Here is a 14474-nt window from a genome sequence, read left to right as displayed (position 1 = left end):
GGATGGTTCACATCCCGGCCTTTATTCTCACAAGCGATGGTCAGCTCTTCTTAGCCGCATCAGTCGGCTTTGCGTCGGCTGGTGCATTGGCTGTCTTGCCGGTGTCCTTCTTGTTATCAACGGACATATTGGAGCGGATCGTCACCATATGTTCCGCCTTGATGAGGGTCAGGTTGGCATCGTAATATTTGCCGTTGCCGAGCTGTTCCAGTGCCAGATCGACATCCTTGTCGATGGCAGGCAGATTGGCTGTCGTTTCGGTTATCACCAGATCGACATCCGCGAGTTTCAGCTCATCCTGAGCCTCTTTCTTGCGGCCATGCTGGATATGTTCATTGGCCTTTTTCAGGTGAGCAGCCTTTTCAGGCGTCAGCTTGTAGTCATCGACCACACCGACTTCCATATCGACCGGCAATGTGCCCGACTGAACTTCGGCGACTTCGTCGGCTGGAGCGCCAGCCGCTTTCATCTTGTCGAGCAGGGATGGAGTGTCTTTCTGCGCCTTGTCCAGATCATCCTTGACCGTCGACAGAATGACTTTGGCCTGGTCGGGTGTTCCCTGAAAAATGGCCAGTCGCGCCAGTGTAACGCCGCGCACCGCTGCGAGGCCATCGCCGGAAATGGCATCCAGCTTCTTGATGGCGTCCTGTTGTGCAGCTTTCGTGCTCTCGGTCGCCGGGGCATTCGGCTTTGCTGCACTTTCGGCGAAGCTTGGCACGGCAAAGGAAGCGCTCAGCAGCGCAGTTGAAAGCAGCATTGCGGTCAGGGTGGTGGTTCTGGAAATCATCTTATGCAATCCGTTCAAAAGTAATTCTGTATAGATATTTTGCTATGAATAGGCGGCTTGGAAGCTTTTATCCTCCATGATTAATGCAGAGAAAGCTTTATTAGTTGCCCATCTGCCGAATTGGAGAAGAAGATAATGAATCAATATTGGTCGAGCATGTAAAATTGTGCTGGTTCGTGACCATTTCGTGGCGGAGGAATCACCATAAATTTATTTGATAAAGAAAAAGCCCGCCAGGAGGCGGGCTTTCTCATGTTCGATCGAAGAAGAAAAGATTAGTTCTTTTCCTGCTTCTTCAGAGCGGCACCGAGGATGTCGCCGAGCGAAGCGCCGGAGTCGGACGAACCGTACTGAGCGACAGCTTCTTTTTCTTCAGCGATTTCGAGCGCCTTGATCGAGACCTGCAGCTTGCGGGTCTTCTTGTCGAAAGCGATGACGCGAGCGTCAAGCTTCTGACCGACCGTGAAGCGTTCCGGACGCTGCTCGTCGCGGTCACGCGACAGATCCGAACGCTTGATGAAGCTTTCGAGATCGTGGTCGACGAGACGGACTTCGAGGCCACCGTCGGTAACGGCGGTCACTTCGCAGGTCACAACGGCGTTCTTGCGCAGTTCGCCGGAAGCTGCTGCTTCGCCGACCTTGTCGCCGGAAAGCTGCTTGATGCCGAGCGAGATGCGTTCCTTGTCGATATCGACATCGAGAACGACAGCCTTGACGACTTCACCCTTGTTGTACTCTTCGATGACCTGTTCGCCCGGACGGTTCCAGTCGAGGTCGGAGAGGTGAACCATGCCGTCAACGTCGCCGTCGAGGCCGATGAACAGGCCGAATTCGGTCTTGTTCTTGACTTCACCTTCAACAACGGTACCGACAGGGTACTTCTGGGCAAAGGTCGTCCACGGATTGTCGAGGGTCTGCTTGAGGCCGAGCGAGATACGGCGCTTGACCGGATCAACTTCGAGCACAACGACTTCGACTTCCTGCGTGGTGGAAAGAATCTTGCCCGGATGGACATTCTTCTTGGTCCACGACATTTCGGAAACGTGGATGAGGCCTTCGATGCCCGGCTCGATTTCAACGAACGCACCGTAGTCGGTGATGTTCGTGACGGTGCCGGTGATCTTTTTGCCGATCGGGTACTTCGCGCCGATGCCATCCCAAGGATCGCTCTCGAGCTGCTTCATGCCGAGCGAGATACGATGGGTTTCCTGGTTGATGCGGATGATCTGCACCTTGACCGTCTGGCCGATGGTGAGGATTTCCGACGGATGGTTGACGCGGCGCCATGCCATGTCGGTCACGTGCAGGAGACCGTCGATGCCGCCGAGGTCAACGAACGCACCGTAATCGGTGATGTTCTTGACGACGCCTTCAACGACCTGACCTTCTTCAAGGTTCTGGACGATTTCCGAACGCTGTTCCGCACGGCTCTCTTCAAGAACGGTACGACGCGAGACAACGATGTTGCCGCGACGCTTGTCCATCTTGAGGATTTCGAACGGTTGCGGGACGTGCATGAGCGGGGTGACGTCGCGGATCGGACGAATGTCGACCTGCGAACGCGGCAGGAAGGCAACAGCGCCGTCGAGGTCGACGGTGAAACCACCCTTGACCTGATTGAAGATGACGCCATCGACGCGCTCGCCATTGGCGAACTTCTGCTCGAGCTTGACCCAGCTTTCTTCACGGCGTGCTTTTTCGCGCGACAGGACAGCTTCGCCCAGAGCGTTTTCAATGCGCTCGACGTAAACTTCCACTTCGTCGCCCGGCTTCAGCGTACCGTCTTTGCCCTTTGCGCCGAATTCCTTCAGCGGCACGCGGCCTTCGACCTTCAGACCGGCGTCGATGATCGCCATGTCCTTTTCAATGGCTACGATGCGGCCCTTGACGACATAACCTTCAGCAAGGTCGTTCGTTGCAAAGGATTCCGCCAGCAGCGACTCGAAGTCTGCGAGGGATGGATTGAATTCTGACATGAATACTCCTGGTGCATCCGGAAAATTCATCGGATGCGGCGCCGGGGGTTAGCGTTGCGTTATGCCCGACCTCGGCCCCGTCTTTGCAGACAACCGGCGCGTGGAACGCGAAGTCAGGCTTTCAGTATGAGTGCAGCCTATATAGGTCCGAACTCAAGATAATCCAGCTTTTCGGGGCATAATGAGATCCAAAAAGTCTAAAAACTTGTCGGTTTCATCCCCGATGCTGCGCCAAAGCATGATCGATCAGCTTTTTTGCGGCTAGAAATGCCGCTTCTATACTCATTTCGCTCGTATCTAGCAAGTGCGCGTCTTCAGCGGGTCTGAGGGGAGAATCGATGCGGTTCGTGTCACGCTCGTCGCGTTTCCTGAGGTCGGCCAGTATTTCCGCGAAATCTGCCTTCTCGCCGCGTGCCACGATTTCTTCAAAGCGACGCTCGGCGCGCACTTCCGGCGACGCCGTGACGAAGAGCTTTATGGCTGCATCGGGACAGACGACAGTGCCGATATCGCGCCCGTCAAGCACGCTTGAGGGCAGGGCATTGGCGAAATTGCGCTGCGCTTCGACAAGCGCACGTCTGACCTTCGGCATGACCGCGACCTTCGATGCCGCTTCGCCGATCGCGTGAGCGGAAAGGACCGCCTTGTCCATCTCGCGCAGATCGAGATTGAGCGCGGCGTCAGCCGCCACCGCTTCATCATCGAGCGGCAGCCCCTTGTCGATCAGCGCCTTGGCCACAGCGCGATAGGTCAGTCCCGTATCCAGATGCGGCATGCCGTAGTGAATGGCGATGCGCCGGGCAAGGGTTCCCTTGCCCGAGGCGGCCGGTCCGTCGATAGCGACGATGAACGGCGTCATCGCGCGTCGCTCAGTTCGATCTTGGCGCCCAGTCCCGGCATCATGTCCATGAATTCGGGGAAAGACGTGGCGATCATGGTGCTGTCGTCAACCGTCACCGGCTTTTCCGATGCAAGGCCCATGACGAGGAAGCTCATCGCGATGCGGTGATCGAGATGGGTTGCGACTGTGCCACCGCCCAGTCCCTTGCCGTCGGGACGACCGCGGACCGTCAGCGACATCTCGCCTTCGGTGCAATCGACGCCATTGGCTTCAAGACCGCGTGCAACCGCTGCCAGACGATCCGATTCCTTGACGCGCAGTTCGTCGAGACCGTCCATCACGGTTTCGCCTTCCGCGAAGGACGCGGCGATGGCCAGAACCGGATATTCATCGATCATCGACGGAGCGCGTTCCGGCGGAACGACAACGCCCTTCAGCTTCGAGGCCTTCACGCGCAGATCGGCGACATCCTCGCCGCCGGCAAGACGGGCATTGAGCACTTCGATATCGGCGCCCATTTCCTGCAACGTCAGGATCAGGCCGGTACGGGTCGGGTTCATCAGCACGTTGCGGATGGTAACATCCGAACCTTCGACCAGAAGGGCGGCAACGAGCGGGAAAGCCGTTGACGACGGATCACCCGGTACGTCGATGGTCTGGCCGATAAGCTTGCCCTGTCCGGTGATGCGGATATGGCGCACGCCGTCCTTGTCGGTTTCAACCGAAAGATCGGCGCCAAAGCCCTGCAGCATCTTTTCGGTGTGGTCGCGGGTCATGACCGGTTCGATGACGGTGGTGACGCCCGGCGTGTTGAGACCGGCGAGCAGCACGGCGGATTTGACCTGTGCGGATGCCATCGGCACGCGATAGGTGATCGGATTGGCCGTCTTGGGGCCGATCAGCGTCAGCGGCATGCGGTCGCCTTCGGCTGCTTCCACCTGAACGCCCATTTCACGCAACGGGTTCAGCACGCGACCCATCGGGCGCTTGGAAAGCGAGGCATCGCCGATAAAGGAGGTTCTCATGTCATAGGTGCCGACAAGGCCCATGGTGAGGCGCGCACCGGTTCCGGCATTGCCGAAGTCGAGCGCTGCTTCGGGCTGCAACAGGCAGCCGTTGCCGACGCCATTGATGATCCAGGCATCGCCATCCTTGCGGATTTTCGCGCCCATGGCCTGCATGGCGCGACCGGTATTGATGACGTCTTCGCCTTCCAGAAGGCCGGTGATGCGGGTTTCACCCGATGCAAGGCCGCCGAACATGAAGGAACGATGCGAGATGGATTTGTCACCCGGAATGCGAATTTCGCCCGTAAGTGCCTCCGAGCGGCGGGCGGTTGCTGGTTTCGGGGGTGCAGAATGGGACATGGATTTTTCACAGTCACATTTTTGGCGCGGACACGCGCCGGGATTGAGAGATAAGCCGGGCTTCCCTAGCATAGTAATATTGTGCGGTCATCCGCGAATACGCGGTGCGGATGAAACCCATAATCAGGAGGGAGAGCCAAGAGTCTGCACATCCCTTTGCGTTTGGCTTTGACAAACGCGCCAAATTGCGTTTATGCACCGGACAACAATATAAACGCGCTTAAGACTTGCCCCTTGCCATATGGCTCCATGAACAGCATGGTGAAGGGCTATATGCTTCAAGGCAGGCATTCCGGCGCGATTTTATGAATTTGTGTCCCCGTGCGAATTAACGAGGCTAGACGTGGCAAAAGCTGAACTTGGTACCAAGCGTATCGACCCGGAAACGGGCAAGAAATTTTACGATCTCAATCGCGACCCGATCGTTTCGCCTTACACCGGCATTTCCTATCCGCGTTCCTATTTCGACTCCACGCTTGAAAGCCGCGTTGTCGAAGAGGAAACCGAAGAGGAAGAACTGGATACGGCACTCGAAAAGCCGGAATTCGTCTCTCTCGAGGATGCCGACGACGAAACCAAGGGCAGCGGCGACGACCTGCCGGATATGGACGACGACGATGTCGATCTCGGCGACGACGATGAAGACACCTTCCTCGAAGAAGAGGAAGACGAGGACGACGACATGTCGGGCATTCTCGGCGGCGGCGTCGGCGGTGAAGACGAGGAAGGCTGATCTGTTACACAGATCAAGACCGGATGCTTTTGCGAGGCGACCTTCGGGTCGCCTCGCTGCGTTTGGAGCATATCCCGGATGAGGCTTCGGCGTGATCTGTGAATTATTTTCGACAGATGTGAAAAGAGTTGCGATTTAGCTCTTGATCTTCTGACAAACGCCATTTAATAAGCCGCCACACCGGGCAGCAAGTCCTGCCTGATGCGCCTCGAAAGAGGTCTGATGGGGCCATAGCTCAGCTGGGAGAGCGCCTGCATGGCATGCAGGAGGTCAGCGGTTCGATCCCGCTTGGCTCCACCAAATGTTTCTTCTCAAGTAACCAGAACGGACACCATCATCGGTCGGCACAATGGCTATCGGTGGACAAAGCCTGTCCAAGCGCTATGTCATTTCCCATGACAGAGATGATTTTGGCGACATTCGACTGGGTTCCCAAAATGCCGCGTGGCTTCGTCCGCGATCTTCGCGTGCGCTGGGCGCTGGAAGAAGCCGGATTGCCCTATCGTGTCGAAGGCGTTCCATTCAAGAATCGCGGGCCGGAACACTTCACCCATCAGCCTTTCGGGCAAGTGCCATGGCTGATCGACGGTGATATGTCGGTCTTCGAAAGCGGCGCCATCCTGCTTCATATAGCCGAGAAGAGCGATGCGCTGTTGCCGCCCGATCCGAGGGCACGCAACGAGGTCATACAATGGCTGTTTGCGGCGTTGAACTCGGTCGAAATGGCCGCCTTGCCGCTCGCCCTTTATAAATTCACCGGTGATGAGGAGCAGACACCGGGGCGTCAGCTCATGGACAGCTTCCTTGCCGGTCGGCTGGCGCACATGGAGCAGGCGCTGTCAGGTCGCGAATGGCTGACGGATCAGTTTTCGGTTGCCGATATTCTGATGGCCGACGTATTGCGTCTGGTCGATCATTTCGACGGTCTGGTGCAGCATCCGGTCTGCCGGGCCTATGTCGGGCGCGCGACGGCACGGCCTGCATTCCAGAAGGCCTTTACCGACCAGATGGAACATTTTGCAGCAGCGGACTGACGCTCTCATTGAAATTAGCATGATCGCGCTATTTCACGCTCAAGTTGCACTCGACAATTCCTAAAAAATTGCTAAACAGAAATTGTGTGAAGTAGTTCCAGTGTTTTTAAATGAAAAGAATCCAAGATTTTGATGGGTTGCGATTTTTATTATGTATAGGAATCGCAATCTTCCATTTTTCTTTCCGGGTTCCGGTAAATAATGAGATTTTGAATTCTTTTATATTAACATTTGCTTATTTTACCGACGTCTTTTTTATTGTGTCTGGATTATTTCTGGCGAGGCGACGAAATTATCTCTGGAGCTGGCCGCGTTATGTAGCTTTCGTTGGGAAGCGGCTCGCGCGGATTTATCCGCTGCACGTGGTGACCTTCTCCTGTTTCGCGCTTCTTTCTGTCCTGACAGCAGCGGGAATTCTGCATCCTCTGGTCGAACCCAGCATGAGCTGGCGAGACGGGCTGACCCAGTTACTGCTGATTCATAATTGGGGTTTGGGGCGCACCTTGTCCTACAATTATGTCAGCTGGTCGCTGAGTGCCCTTTTAGCCATGTATCTCGCTTTTCCGCTGTTCGATATGTTGTGCCGTCGTTTCGGGAGCTGGGTTCTCGTCGGTGTGATGGCTGCAGCCGTGGGCGGTGATTATCTGGCGCAACAGCTTGGCGTATTGTCACTCACACGCATTCAATTGTCCGATGCCGGGGTCTTGCGAGCCCTGCCTTCCTTTGTCTTTGGAATGTGGCTTGCTCGCCGGGAACATCCACCGATGCCGGCACCGGCAATCAAGGCATTGCTTGCCACTTGCCTGATTGTCTTTCTGTTCTATCACCCGGCAAACGGGCCGGACGAACCGCACACGCTTGAAGGCCCCTGGCGGCTGGCCTTCCTCTATGCGGGTGTCTATGTGCTTTATGCCGCATCCACTCGGGGCATTTATACACCGCTGCAATGGCGCGGATTCACAAGGCTTTCCCGTTACAGCTTCGGCATCTTCATTCTCCATCCTGCGGTCGGAATGGTTTTCTTCAAAGCTGCTCCGGAACGATGGGGCGAGGCGACGGCAGGCGCGGTCCTGCTCATCGCTGCAGGTGTTCTTGCAAGCGTGTTGACTGCCATTGCCTCTTACCACCTGTTCGAAAATCCCGTTTACCGCTGGCTGGTGAAAAGAATTGACGCATGGGTCAGCAGATCGGAAGGCTCAAGCGGGTTTTCTGGTTCTACGCAAAACGGCCTGCCTGTCTCCCGATAGGCAGGCATCCTCACCGGATCGATCAGGCGGTGCGCGACGTACCGCTGTCCTGCCGCATCAGATAGAGCGATGCGCCGATGATCAGGGCCGCTCCCGGCCAGAAGTTGATGCTTGGCGCTGCTGCAAACACGATCCAGCCGAAGATCACGTTGATCGGCAGTCTCAGGTCATCGAACGGTTGCAGATAGACCGCATCCGCTATCGAATAAGCTGCCGTCTGGAAATATTGGGCGAGAGCTGTGAATGCGCCGATGACGATCAATATGGACCAGATTTCGACGCCCGGCGCGGTGATTGCGGACATGCTTAAGCCGGATGCCAGCCAGAGTGCCGCGTTGATGGGCGTGAGCAGTACCAGCATATAGGCCGAAATGCTGGCGGGCTTTTCGAAACGGGTCAGATATTTGGTCATCACCGAATAGCCCGCCCACAACGCTGCGGCCAGAATCGGCAGGAGCGAATAGACCGTATAGGAATCCGACCAGGGTGCGATGATGATCAGCGCGCCAATAAAGCCGGTGAATGTGGTCAGCAGCCGTGCCGGCGTGACCTTTTCCTGCAGAAAGAGCCGTGCGCACAGGATGACGAAGAATGGCGACGTCATGGACAACGCGACCACCTGCCAGATCGGCACATGGGTCAGCGCATAAATCCAGACCTGTACGCCAGCGGCAGCCAGCGCGACGCGAATGACGTGAAGACCGAAATGCTTGGTACGCAAGGCTCTCGTGCCGTCGCGAATGAGCAGGGGCAAGGTCAGTACCAGCGCGATCACATATTGCCAGAAGGCGATGATGACGGAGGGAATACCGGTACGCGTTCCCGCCCATTGGGTGGCGACATTGACGGCGGCATAGGCCGAACAGGCTGCGACCATCAGCGCTGCTCCGCGTATGGTCGGTTTCAAAGTTGGCGAAGAGGCAAGTTGGCTCAACGGTTTCTTCCTTCGGAGCATTTTGCAGCCAAATGGAAACATTTGACGTCGCATAAATGCGGCAAAACAAATGGACAGAGCGTTCCGCTTCAGGCGGAACTTGCTCTGGCAAGCCTGTTACCTCAGGGTACGGGAAGAAAGACTGCAGGACGAAGACGGCAAGCCGTCCAGCCGAGCATGATTCCAACCTCGTTCTCTCTCATCCGGACTATGACCGTCGGCTTCGGAATTGCACCGAATCTGCTGACCCTGACACGGCAGACGTGTCAGGCGCTCGCGGGCTTCGGACACTTGGTCCGTTACCGCCGGTGGGGAGTTTCGCCCCGCCCTGAGAACTGGATATTTCGTTTGCACCGAAGGACATCAGGATGAACTCCGACGCGGGCTGTAGTTATGTTACGCTTTCCCATAAAGCAAGGTGCAGGCTAGGTTCTGCCTGCCTGTCCGGCAATCACAATTGAGTGCAGGGCAACACAAGGGATGAGCCTTTGATAGCCAAGTCACGGGAAAAGCATGGACGTATCGGAAACTCTCTTTTAGAAACTCGTGTCGGAGTTGATCGGGAGAGGGTCTAATTCCACATGGTTCTGGGAGGAATGATGAGCACCAACGCAGTCCCCACGCAGTTTTCGCATGACCATCCGCTATGGCAACCGGATGCGGGGCGCATCGCCGCCAGCAATCTGGAGCAATTCCGTATTCGCGCAGAACAGCGCACGGGCTTGAGCCTGCCGGATTATACCGCGCTGCATCGCTGGTCGGTCGAGGATCGCGCCGGATTCTGGCAGCTTGTGTGGGATTTCTGCGAGGTTATCGGCGAGCGTGGCAAACCAGCCCTTGTCGATAAAGGCCATATGCGTGACGCAAAATTCTTCCCCGAGGCACGGCTCAACTTTGCCGAAAACCTGTTGCGCCATGAGGGTGGCGAGGAAGCCATCGTCTTTCGCGGTGAGGACAAGATCGAGCGCCGCCTGACATGGGACGATCTTCACGCGCTGGTCTCGAAACTGCAGCAATTCATGCTGGCGGAGGGGGTTCAGCCGGGCGACCGTGTGGCGGGCATGATGCCCAATATGCCGGAGGCGGTGGCCCTGATGTTGGCCGCTTCGTCCATCGGTGCGGTCTGGTCTTCATGCTCACCGGATTTTGGCGTGCAGGGCGTACTCGACCGTTTTGGCCAGATCGAACCGAAGCTTTTCTTCGCCTGCGATGGCTACTGGTATAATGGCAAGCGCATTGACGTTGCCGACAAGATAGCAGAAGTGACGGCAAAGCTGCCGGGGCTGAAACGTGCGGTCATTGTCACCTATCTCGGCGAAGCGGAAGCCGTTGCTGACCGCGCTGAAAAGGGCATTGCGCTTGATGCGGCTCTGGAACCGTTCAAGGCCAAAGACGTCGAGTTCACGCGGCTCCCCTTCGATCATCCGCTTTGTATCCTGTTTTCGTCCGGCACGACGGGCATTCCGAAATGCATCGTGCATCGCGCGGGCGGTGTGCTGTTGCAGCATTTGAAGGAACACCGCCTGCATGCGGATATCCGTGATGGCGACCGTTTCTTCTATTTCACCACTTGTGGCTGGATGATGTGGAACTGGCTGGCTTCCGGCATCGCCTCCGGCGCCACGCTTCTGCTCTATGACGGTTCGCCCTTCTATCCCGATGGCAATGTGCTGTTCGACTATGCCGCCGCCGAGGGCATGACCTATTTCGGCACTTCGGCGAAATTCATCGACGCGGTGCTGAAAGCCGGTCTGAAGCCCGGCGAGACACATAATCTTTCGGCACTGCGCACTGTCTCCTCGACCGGCTCGCCGCTGTCGCCGGAAGGCTTTGCCTTTGTCTATGAAGCGATCAAGCCGGACGTGCATCTCGCCTCCATTTCCGGCGGTACGGATATCGTGTCCTGTTTCGTGCTGGGCGTTCCGACGGAGCCGGTCTGGCTGGGCGAAATTCAGGGCGCGGGCCTTGGCATGGCCGTCGACGTCTGGAACGATGACGGCAAGCCGGTGCGCCGTGAGAAAGGCGAGCTGGTCTGCACGAAGGCATTCCCTTGCATGCCGCTGCAATTCTGGAACGATCCCGAAGGCGCGAAATATCAGGCCGCCTATTTCGAGCGTTTCGACAATATATGGTGCCATGGCGATTTTGCCGAATGGACCGAGCATGACGGCATTGTTATCCATGGTCGTTCGGACGCGACACTCAACCCTGGCGGCGTGCGTATCGGTACGGCAGAAATCTACAATCAGGTCGAGCAGATGCCGGAGATCGCCGAGGCACTCTGCATCGGGCAGGATTGGGATAATGACGTGCGGGTGGTGCTGTTCGTGCGGCTCGCCGAAGGTGTGAGGCTGGACGACGACCTCAAGGCGCGCATCAAAACCAAGATTCGCACCGGCGCCACGCCGCGTCACGTTCCGGCGAAAATCGTTGCTGTCCGGGATATTCCGCGCACCAAGTCGGGAAAAATCGTGGAGCTTGCCGTGCGCGATATCGTGCATGGGCGCGATGTGAAGAATCGCGAGGCGCTGGCAAACCCCGAAGCGCTGGAGCTTTATCGCGATATTGCCGCGCTTCATGAGGATTGATTTGATCACCCTCCAATTGCTTGGAGTTGCCGGGTAACGGACGCAACAAAATTTCGTTATCCGGTAATAAATAGCCACAGAACGCCACGCAAAGCCATTGCCTAATTGGCCGCCACGGGACACTCTGGCCGGAACATAGCCGTCTTGCAAAAGATGGACACCGAGCAGAACTTGTGGAGGACGAGTATGTTTGCATCGGGCATGAATTTCGGTCTTGGCGAGGAGATCGAAGCCCTTCGCGATACGGTGCACCGTTTTGCGGAAAGCCGCATTGCGCCGCTGGCCGCTGAAACCGACCGCAACAATGCATTTCCCATGCGTCTGTGGCGTGAACTGGGTGAGCTTGGCGTACTCGGCATTACGGCGCCCGAAGAATATGGCGGCGCTGGCATGGGCTATCTGGCCCATTGTATCGCGATGGAAGAAATCAGCCGCGCTTCCGCTTCCATCGGTCTCAGCTATGGCGCGCATTCCAATCTCTGCGTCAACCAGATCAAGCGAAACGGTTCTCCCGAGCAGCGCGCGAAATATCTGCCAAAACTTATTTCCGGCGAGCATGTCGGCGCGCTCGCCATGTCCGAGCCGGGCGCGGGGTCCGATGTCGTTTCGATGAAACTTGCCGCCGAGAAACGCGGCGACCGTTACGTTCTCAACGGAAACAAGATGTGGATCACCAACGGCCCGGACGCCGATGTGCTGGTAGTCTATGCCAAGACCGATCCGGCAGCAGGCCCGCGCGGCATCAGCGCCTTCATCGTTGAAAAAGGTTTCAAGGGGTTCTCGACCGCGCAGAAGCTCGACAAGCTTGGCATGCGCGGTTCCAACACCTGCGAACTGGTGTTCGAGGATTGTGAAGTGCCTGCCGAAAACCTGCTCGGGACAGAAGGCAAGGGCGTCAATGTGCTGATGTCCGGTCTTGACTATGAACGCGTGGTGCTGGCGGGTGGTCCGCTCGGCATCATGGCGGCCTGTCTCGATGTCGTGGTGCCCTATGTGCATGAGCGCAAGCAGTTCGACCAGCCGATTGGCGAGTTCCAGCTCATGCAGGGCAAGCTTGCCGACATGTATGTGACCTTCAATGCCTCGCGCGCCTACACCTATGCGGTGGCGGCGGCCTGCGACCGGGGCGAGACGTCGCGCAAGGATGCGGCGGGCTGCATTCTCTATACGGCTGAAAATGCCACGCAGATGGCACTGCAGGCGATCCAGTCTCTCGGCGGCAATGGCTACATCAATGATTATCCGACGGGCCGCCTTTTGCGCGATGCGAAGCTCTATGAGATCGGTGCGGGCACATCGGAAATCCGGCGCATGCTGATCGGACGGGAACTCTTTCAGGAGACCCGTTGATGGCGGTTCTGAAATCGGAAATCTCGACGCGCGGCGCCAGCTTCGAGGCCAACCGCAAGGCGATGCTGGCGGCGATCGACGTGGTGGGTGAAGCTTCCCAGATTGCACTTGATGGCGGTGGTGAGAAAGCGCGCGAACGCCATGTTTCGCGTGGAAAACTGCTTCCTCGCGAGCGCGTGGCGCAATTGCTCGATCCGGGGGCGCCCTTTCTGGAAGTGGGGCTGACGGCAGCCCATGGCATGTATGGCGGCGCGGCTCCTTCGGGCGGGATTATCACCGGCATCGGGCGGGTATCGGGCCGCGACTGCATGATCGTCTGCAACGATGCGACGGTGAAGGGCGGCACCTATTATCCGGTTACGGTGAAAAAGCATCTGCGGGCGCAGGAGATCGCGGGCGAAAATCGCCTGCCCTGCATTTATCTGGTCGATTCCGGTGGGGCCAATCTGCCCAATCAGGATGAGGTGTTCCCGGACCGCGACCATTTCGGACGCATTTTCTATAATCAGGCGCAGATGTCGGCTGCGGGCATTCCGCAGGTCGCCGTGGTCATGGGGTCGTGCACGGCGGGCGGCGCCTATGTGCCCGCCATGAGCGACGAGACGGTGATCGTGCGCAATCAGGGCACGATTTTTCTGGCCGGTCCACCGCTGGTGAAGGCCGCAACCGGCGAAGTGGTGAGCGCGGAAGACCTCGGCGGCGGCGATGTGCACACAAGGCTTTCCGGCGTGGCCGATCATCTGGCCAATGACGACGCCCATGCATTGCAAATCGCGCGCGCCATTGCAGCCAATCTCAACAGCGAGAAGCGTGAGTTTATCCCAAGAGGCGATGGCGCTGCCCCGCTTTATGATCCGGAAGAAATTTTGGGCGTCGTTTCCGCCGATACGCGCATTCCCTATGATGTGCGCGAAGTGATTGCACGACTGGTCGACGGTTCGGATTTCGATGAGTTCAAGGCGCGCTATGGCACCACTTTGGTCTGCGGTTTTGCCAGCGTCTACGGCATGCCGGTCGGGATTATCGCCAATAATGGCGTACTGTTCTCCGAAGCGGCCTTGAAGGGCGCGCATTTCATCGAGCTTTGCTGCCAGCGCAACATTCCGCTGGTGTTTTTGCAGAACATCACCGGCTTCATGGTCGGGCGCAAATATGAAGCGGAGGGTATCGCCAAGCATGGGGCAAAGCTGGTGACGGCGGTGGCGACGGCCAATGTGCCGAAAATCACCATGCTGATCGGCGCTTCCTATGGTGCGGGCAATTACGGCATGGCGGGGCGGGCCTATTCGCCGCGCTTCCTGTGGACCTGGCCGAACAGCCGCATTGCGGTGATGGGCGGCGAACAGGCGGCAGGCGTGCTGGCAACCGTCAAGCGCGACGGGATCGAGCGCACCGGCGGCACATGGTCGGCGGATGAGGAGGCGGAGTTCAAGCGCCCGACGTTGGAGATGTTCGAGCGCCAGAGCCATCCGCTTTATGCCTCGGCGCGGCTTTGGGATGACGGCATCGTCGATCCGCGCAAGAGCCGCGAAGTGCTTGGCTTGTCGCTCTTTGCCACGCTGAATGCGCCGGTCGAGCCGACGCGTTTCGGCTTGTTTAGAATGTAAAAGGGCCGTC

Annotated in this window: 11 protein-coding genes, 1 tRNA gene and 1 riboswitch; of the genes, 7 read left to right on the top strand and 5 right to left on the bottom strand. The window is 57.6% G+C overall.

Annotated features, from left to right (window positions below; genetic code table 11):
* Positions 1 to 40 precede the first annotated feature (40 nt).
* The 4 genes from AC1RHM_RS17960 to aroA all read right to left on the bottom strand — a co-directional run bounded on the left by AC1RHM_RS17960 (position 41) and on the right by aroA (position 4971).
* Complete coding sequence (locus tag AC1RHM_RS17960; RefSeq protein WP_010657834.1) at positions 41 to 787, bottom strand: YfdX family protein; 747 nt, start codon at positions 785 to 787, stop codon at positions 41 to 43.
* A gap of 275 nt (positions 788 to 1062) precedes the next feature.
* Complete coding sequence (rpsA, locus tag AC1RHM_RS17955; protein ID WP_010657835.1) at positions 1063 to 2763, bottom strand: 30S ribosomal protein S1; 1701 nt, start codon at positions 2761 to 2763, stop codon at positions 1063 to 1065.
* A gap of 214 nt (positions 2764 to 2977) precedes the next feature.
* The gene (gene cmk, locus AC1RHM_RS17950) at positions 2978 to 3622 is read right to left on the bottom strand and encodes a (d)CMP kinase (protein WP_010657836.1); all 645 of its coding nucleotides are present in this window, start codon (positions 3620 to 3622) and stop codon (positions 2978 to 2980) included.
* Positions 3619 to 4971, bottom strand: coding sequence for a 3-phosphoshikimate 1-carboxyvinyltransferase (aroA, locus tag AC1RHM_RS17945; RefSeq protein ID WP_010657837.1), 1353 nt, complete (start codon positions 4969 to 4971; stop codon positions 3619 to 3621). Before aroA ends, cmk begins: the two co-directional genes overlap by 4 nt.
* 343 nt (positions 4972 to 5314) lie before the next feature.
* Between aroA and AC1RHM_RS17940 the strand changes: the two genes are divergently transcribed.
* The 4 genes from AC1RHM_RS17940 (at position 5315) to AC1RHM_RS17925 (ending at position 7985) form a co-directional block, all read left to right on the top strand.
* Positions 5315 to 5704, top strand: coding sequence for a TIGR02300 family protein (locus tag AC1RHM_RS17940; protein WP_010657838.1), 390 nt, complete (start codon positions 5315 to 5317; stop codon positions 5702 to 5704).
* Between the two features lie 224 nt (positions 5705 to 5928).
* Positions 5929 to 6004, top strand: a tRNA-Ala gene (locus AC1RHM_RS17935).
* A gap of 95 nt (positions 6005 to 6099) precedes the next feature.
* The gene (locus AC1RHM_RS17930) at positions 6100 to 6738 is read left to right on the top strand and encodes a glutathione S-transferase family protein (protein WP_010657839.1); all 639 of its coding nucleotides are present in this window, start codon (positions 6100 to 6102) and stop codon (positions 6736 to 6738) included.
* A 110-nt stretch (positions 6739 to 6848) separates the two neighbouring features.
* Positions 6849 to 7985 (top strand): acyltransferase family protein, encoded by a 1137-nt coding sequence (locus tag AC1RHM_RS17925; protein WP_029375832.1) that lies wholly within the window; start codon positions 6849 to 6851, stop codon positions 7983 to 7985.
* A 22-nt stretch (positions 7986 to 8007) separates the two neighbouring features.
* On the opposite strand, the gene AC1RHM_RS17920 is transcribed toward AC1RHM_RS17925, so the two are convergent.
* Positions 8008 to 8919, bottom strand: a complete 912-nt coding sequence (locus AC1RHM_RS17920) for a DMT family transporter (RefSeq protein ID WP_255461650.1) — start codon at positions 8917 to 8919, stop codon at positions 8008 to 8010.
* Positions 8920 to 9106: 187 nt separating this feature from the next.
* Positions 9107 to 9259, bottom strand: a riboswitch (FMN riboswitch).
* A gap of 259 nt (positions 9260 to 9518) precedes the next feature.
* On the opposite strand from AC1RHM_RS17920, the gene AC1RHM_RS17915 reads away from it, so the two are divergent.
* The 3 genes from AC1RHM_RS17915 to AC1RHM_RS17905 all read left to right on the top strand — a co-directional run bounded on the left by AC1RHM_RS17915 (position 9519) and on the right by AC1RHM_RS17905 (position 14464).
* Entirely contained in the window at positions 9519 to 11507 is a 1989-nt protein-coding gene (locus tag AC1RHM_RS17915) for an acetoacetate--CoA ligase (protein WP_010657842.1), read from the top strand.
* A 201-nt stretch (positions 11508 to 11708) separates the two neighbouring features.
* A complete protein-coding gene (locus AC1RHM_RS17910; protein ID WP_029375834.1) occupies positions 11709 to 12857 on the top strand; it encodes an isovaleryl-CoA dehydrogenase in 1149 nt (382 codons plus the stop codon).
* Positions 12857 to 14464: a carboxyl transferase domain-containing protein gene (locus AC1RHM_RS17905; protein WP_010657844.1), complete on the top strand. Its 1608-nt coding sequence runs from the start codon at positions 12857 to 12859 to the stop codon at positions 14462 to 14464. Before AC1RHM_RS17910 ends, AC1RHM_RS17905 begins: the two co-directional genes overlap by 1 nt.
* Positions 14465 to 14474 lie beyond the last annotated feature (10 nt).

The organism is Brucella sp. GW823-FHT04E01 (assembly GCF_058796175.1).
The sequence above is the reverse complement of the archived record's forward strand: the minus strand, read 5'-3'. Positions and strand labels throughout refer to the sequence as shown.

Coding starts and splice junctions, on each gene's coding strand:
- cmk (WP_010657836.1), bottom strand. CDS start 3,622: ATGACGCCGTTCATCGTCGCTATCGACGGACCGGCCGCCTCGGGCAAG.
- AC1RHM_RS17915 (WP_010657842.1), top strand. CDS start 9,519: ATGAGCACCAACGCAGTCCCCACGCAGTTTTCGCATGACCATCCGCTA.
- aroA (WP_010657837.1), bottom strand. CDS start 4,971: ATGTCCCATTCTGCACCCCCGAAACCAGCAACCGCCCGCCGCTCGGAG.
- AC1RHM_RS17910 (WP_029375834.1), top strand. CDS start 11,709: ATGAATTTCGGTCTTGGCGAGGAGATCGAAGCCCTTCGCGATACGGTG.
- AC1RHM_RS17960 (WP_010657834.1), bottom strand. CDS start 787: ATGATTTCCAGAACCACCACCCTGACCGCAATGCTGCTTTCAACTGCG.
- rpsA (WP_010657835.1), bottom strand. CDS start 2,763: ATGTCAGAATTCAATCCATCCCTCGCAGACTTCGAGTCGCTGCTGGCG.
- AC1RHM_RS17930 (WP_010657839.1), top strand. CDS start 6,100: ATGACAGAGATGATTTTGGCGACATTCGACTGGGTTCCCAAAATGCCG.
- AC1RHM_RS17905 (WP_010657844.1), top strand. CDS start 12,857: ATGGCGGTTCTGAAATCGGAAATCTCGACGCGCGGCGCCAGCTTCGAG.
- AC1RHM_RS17925 (WP_029375832.1), top strand. CDS start 6,849: ATGAAAAGAATCCAAGATTTTGATGGGTTGCGATTTTTATTATGTATA.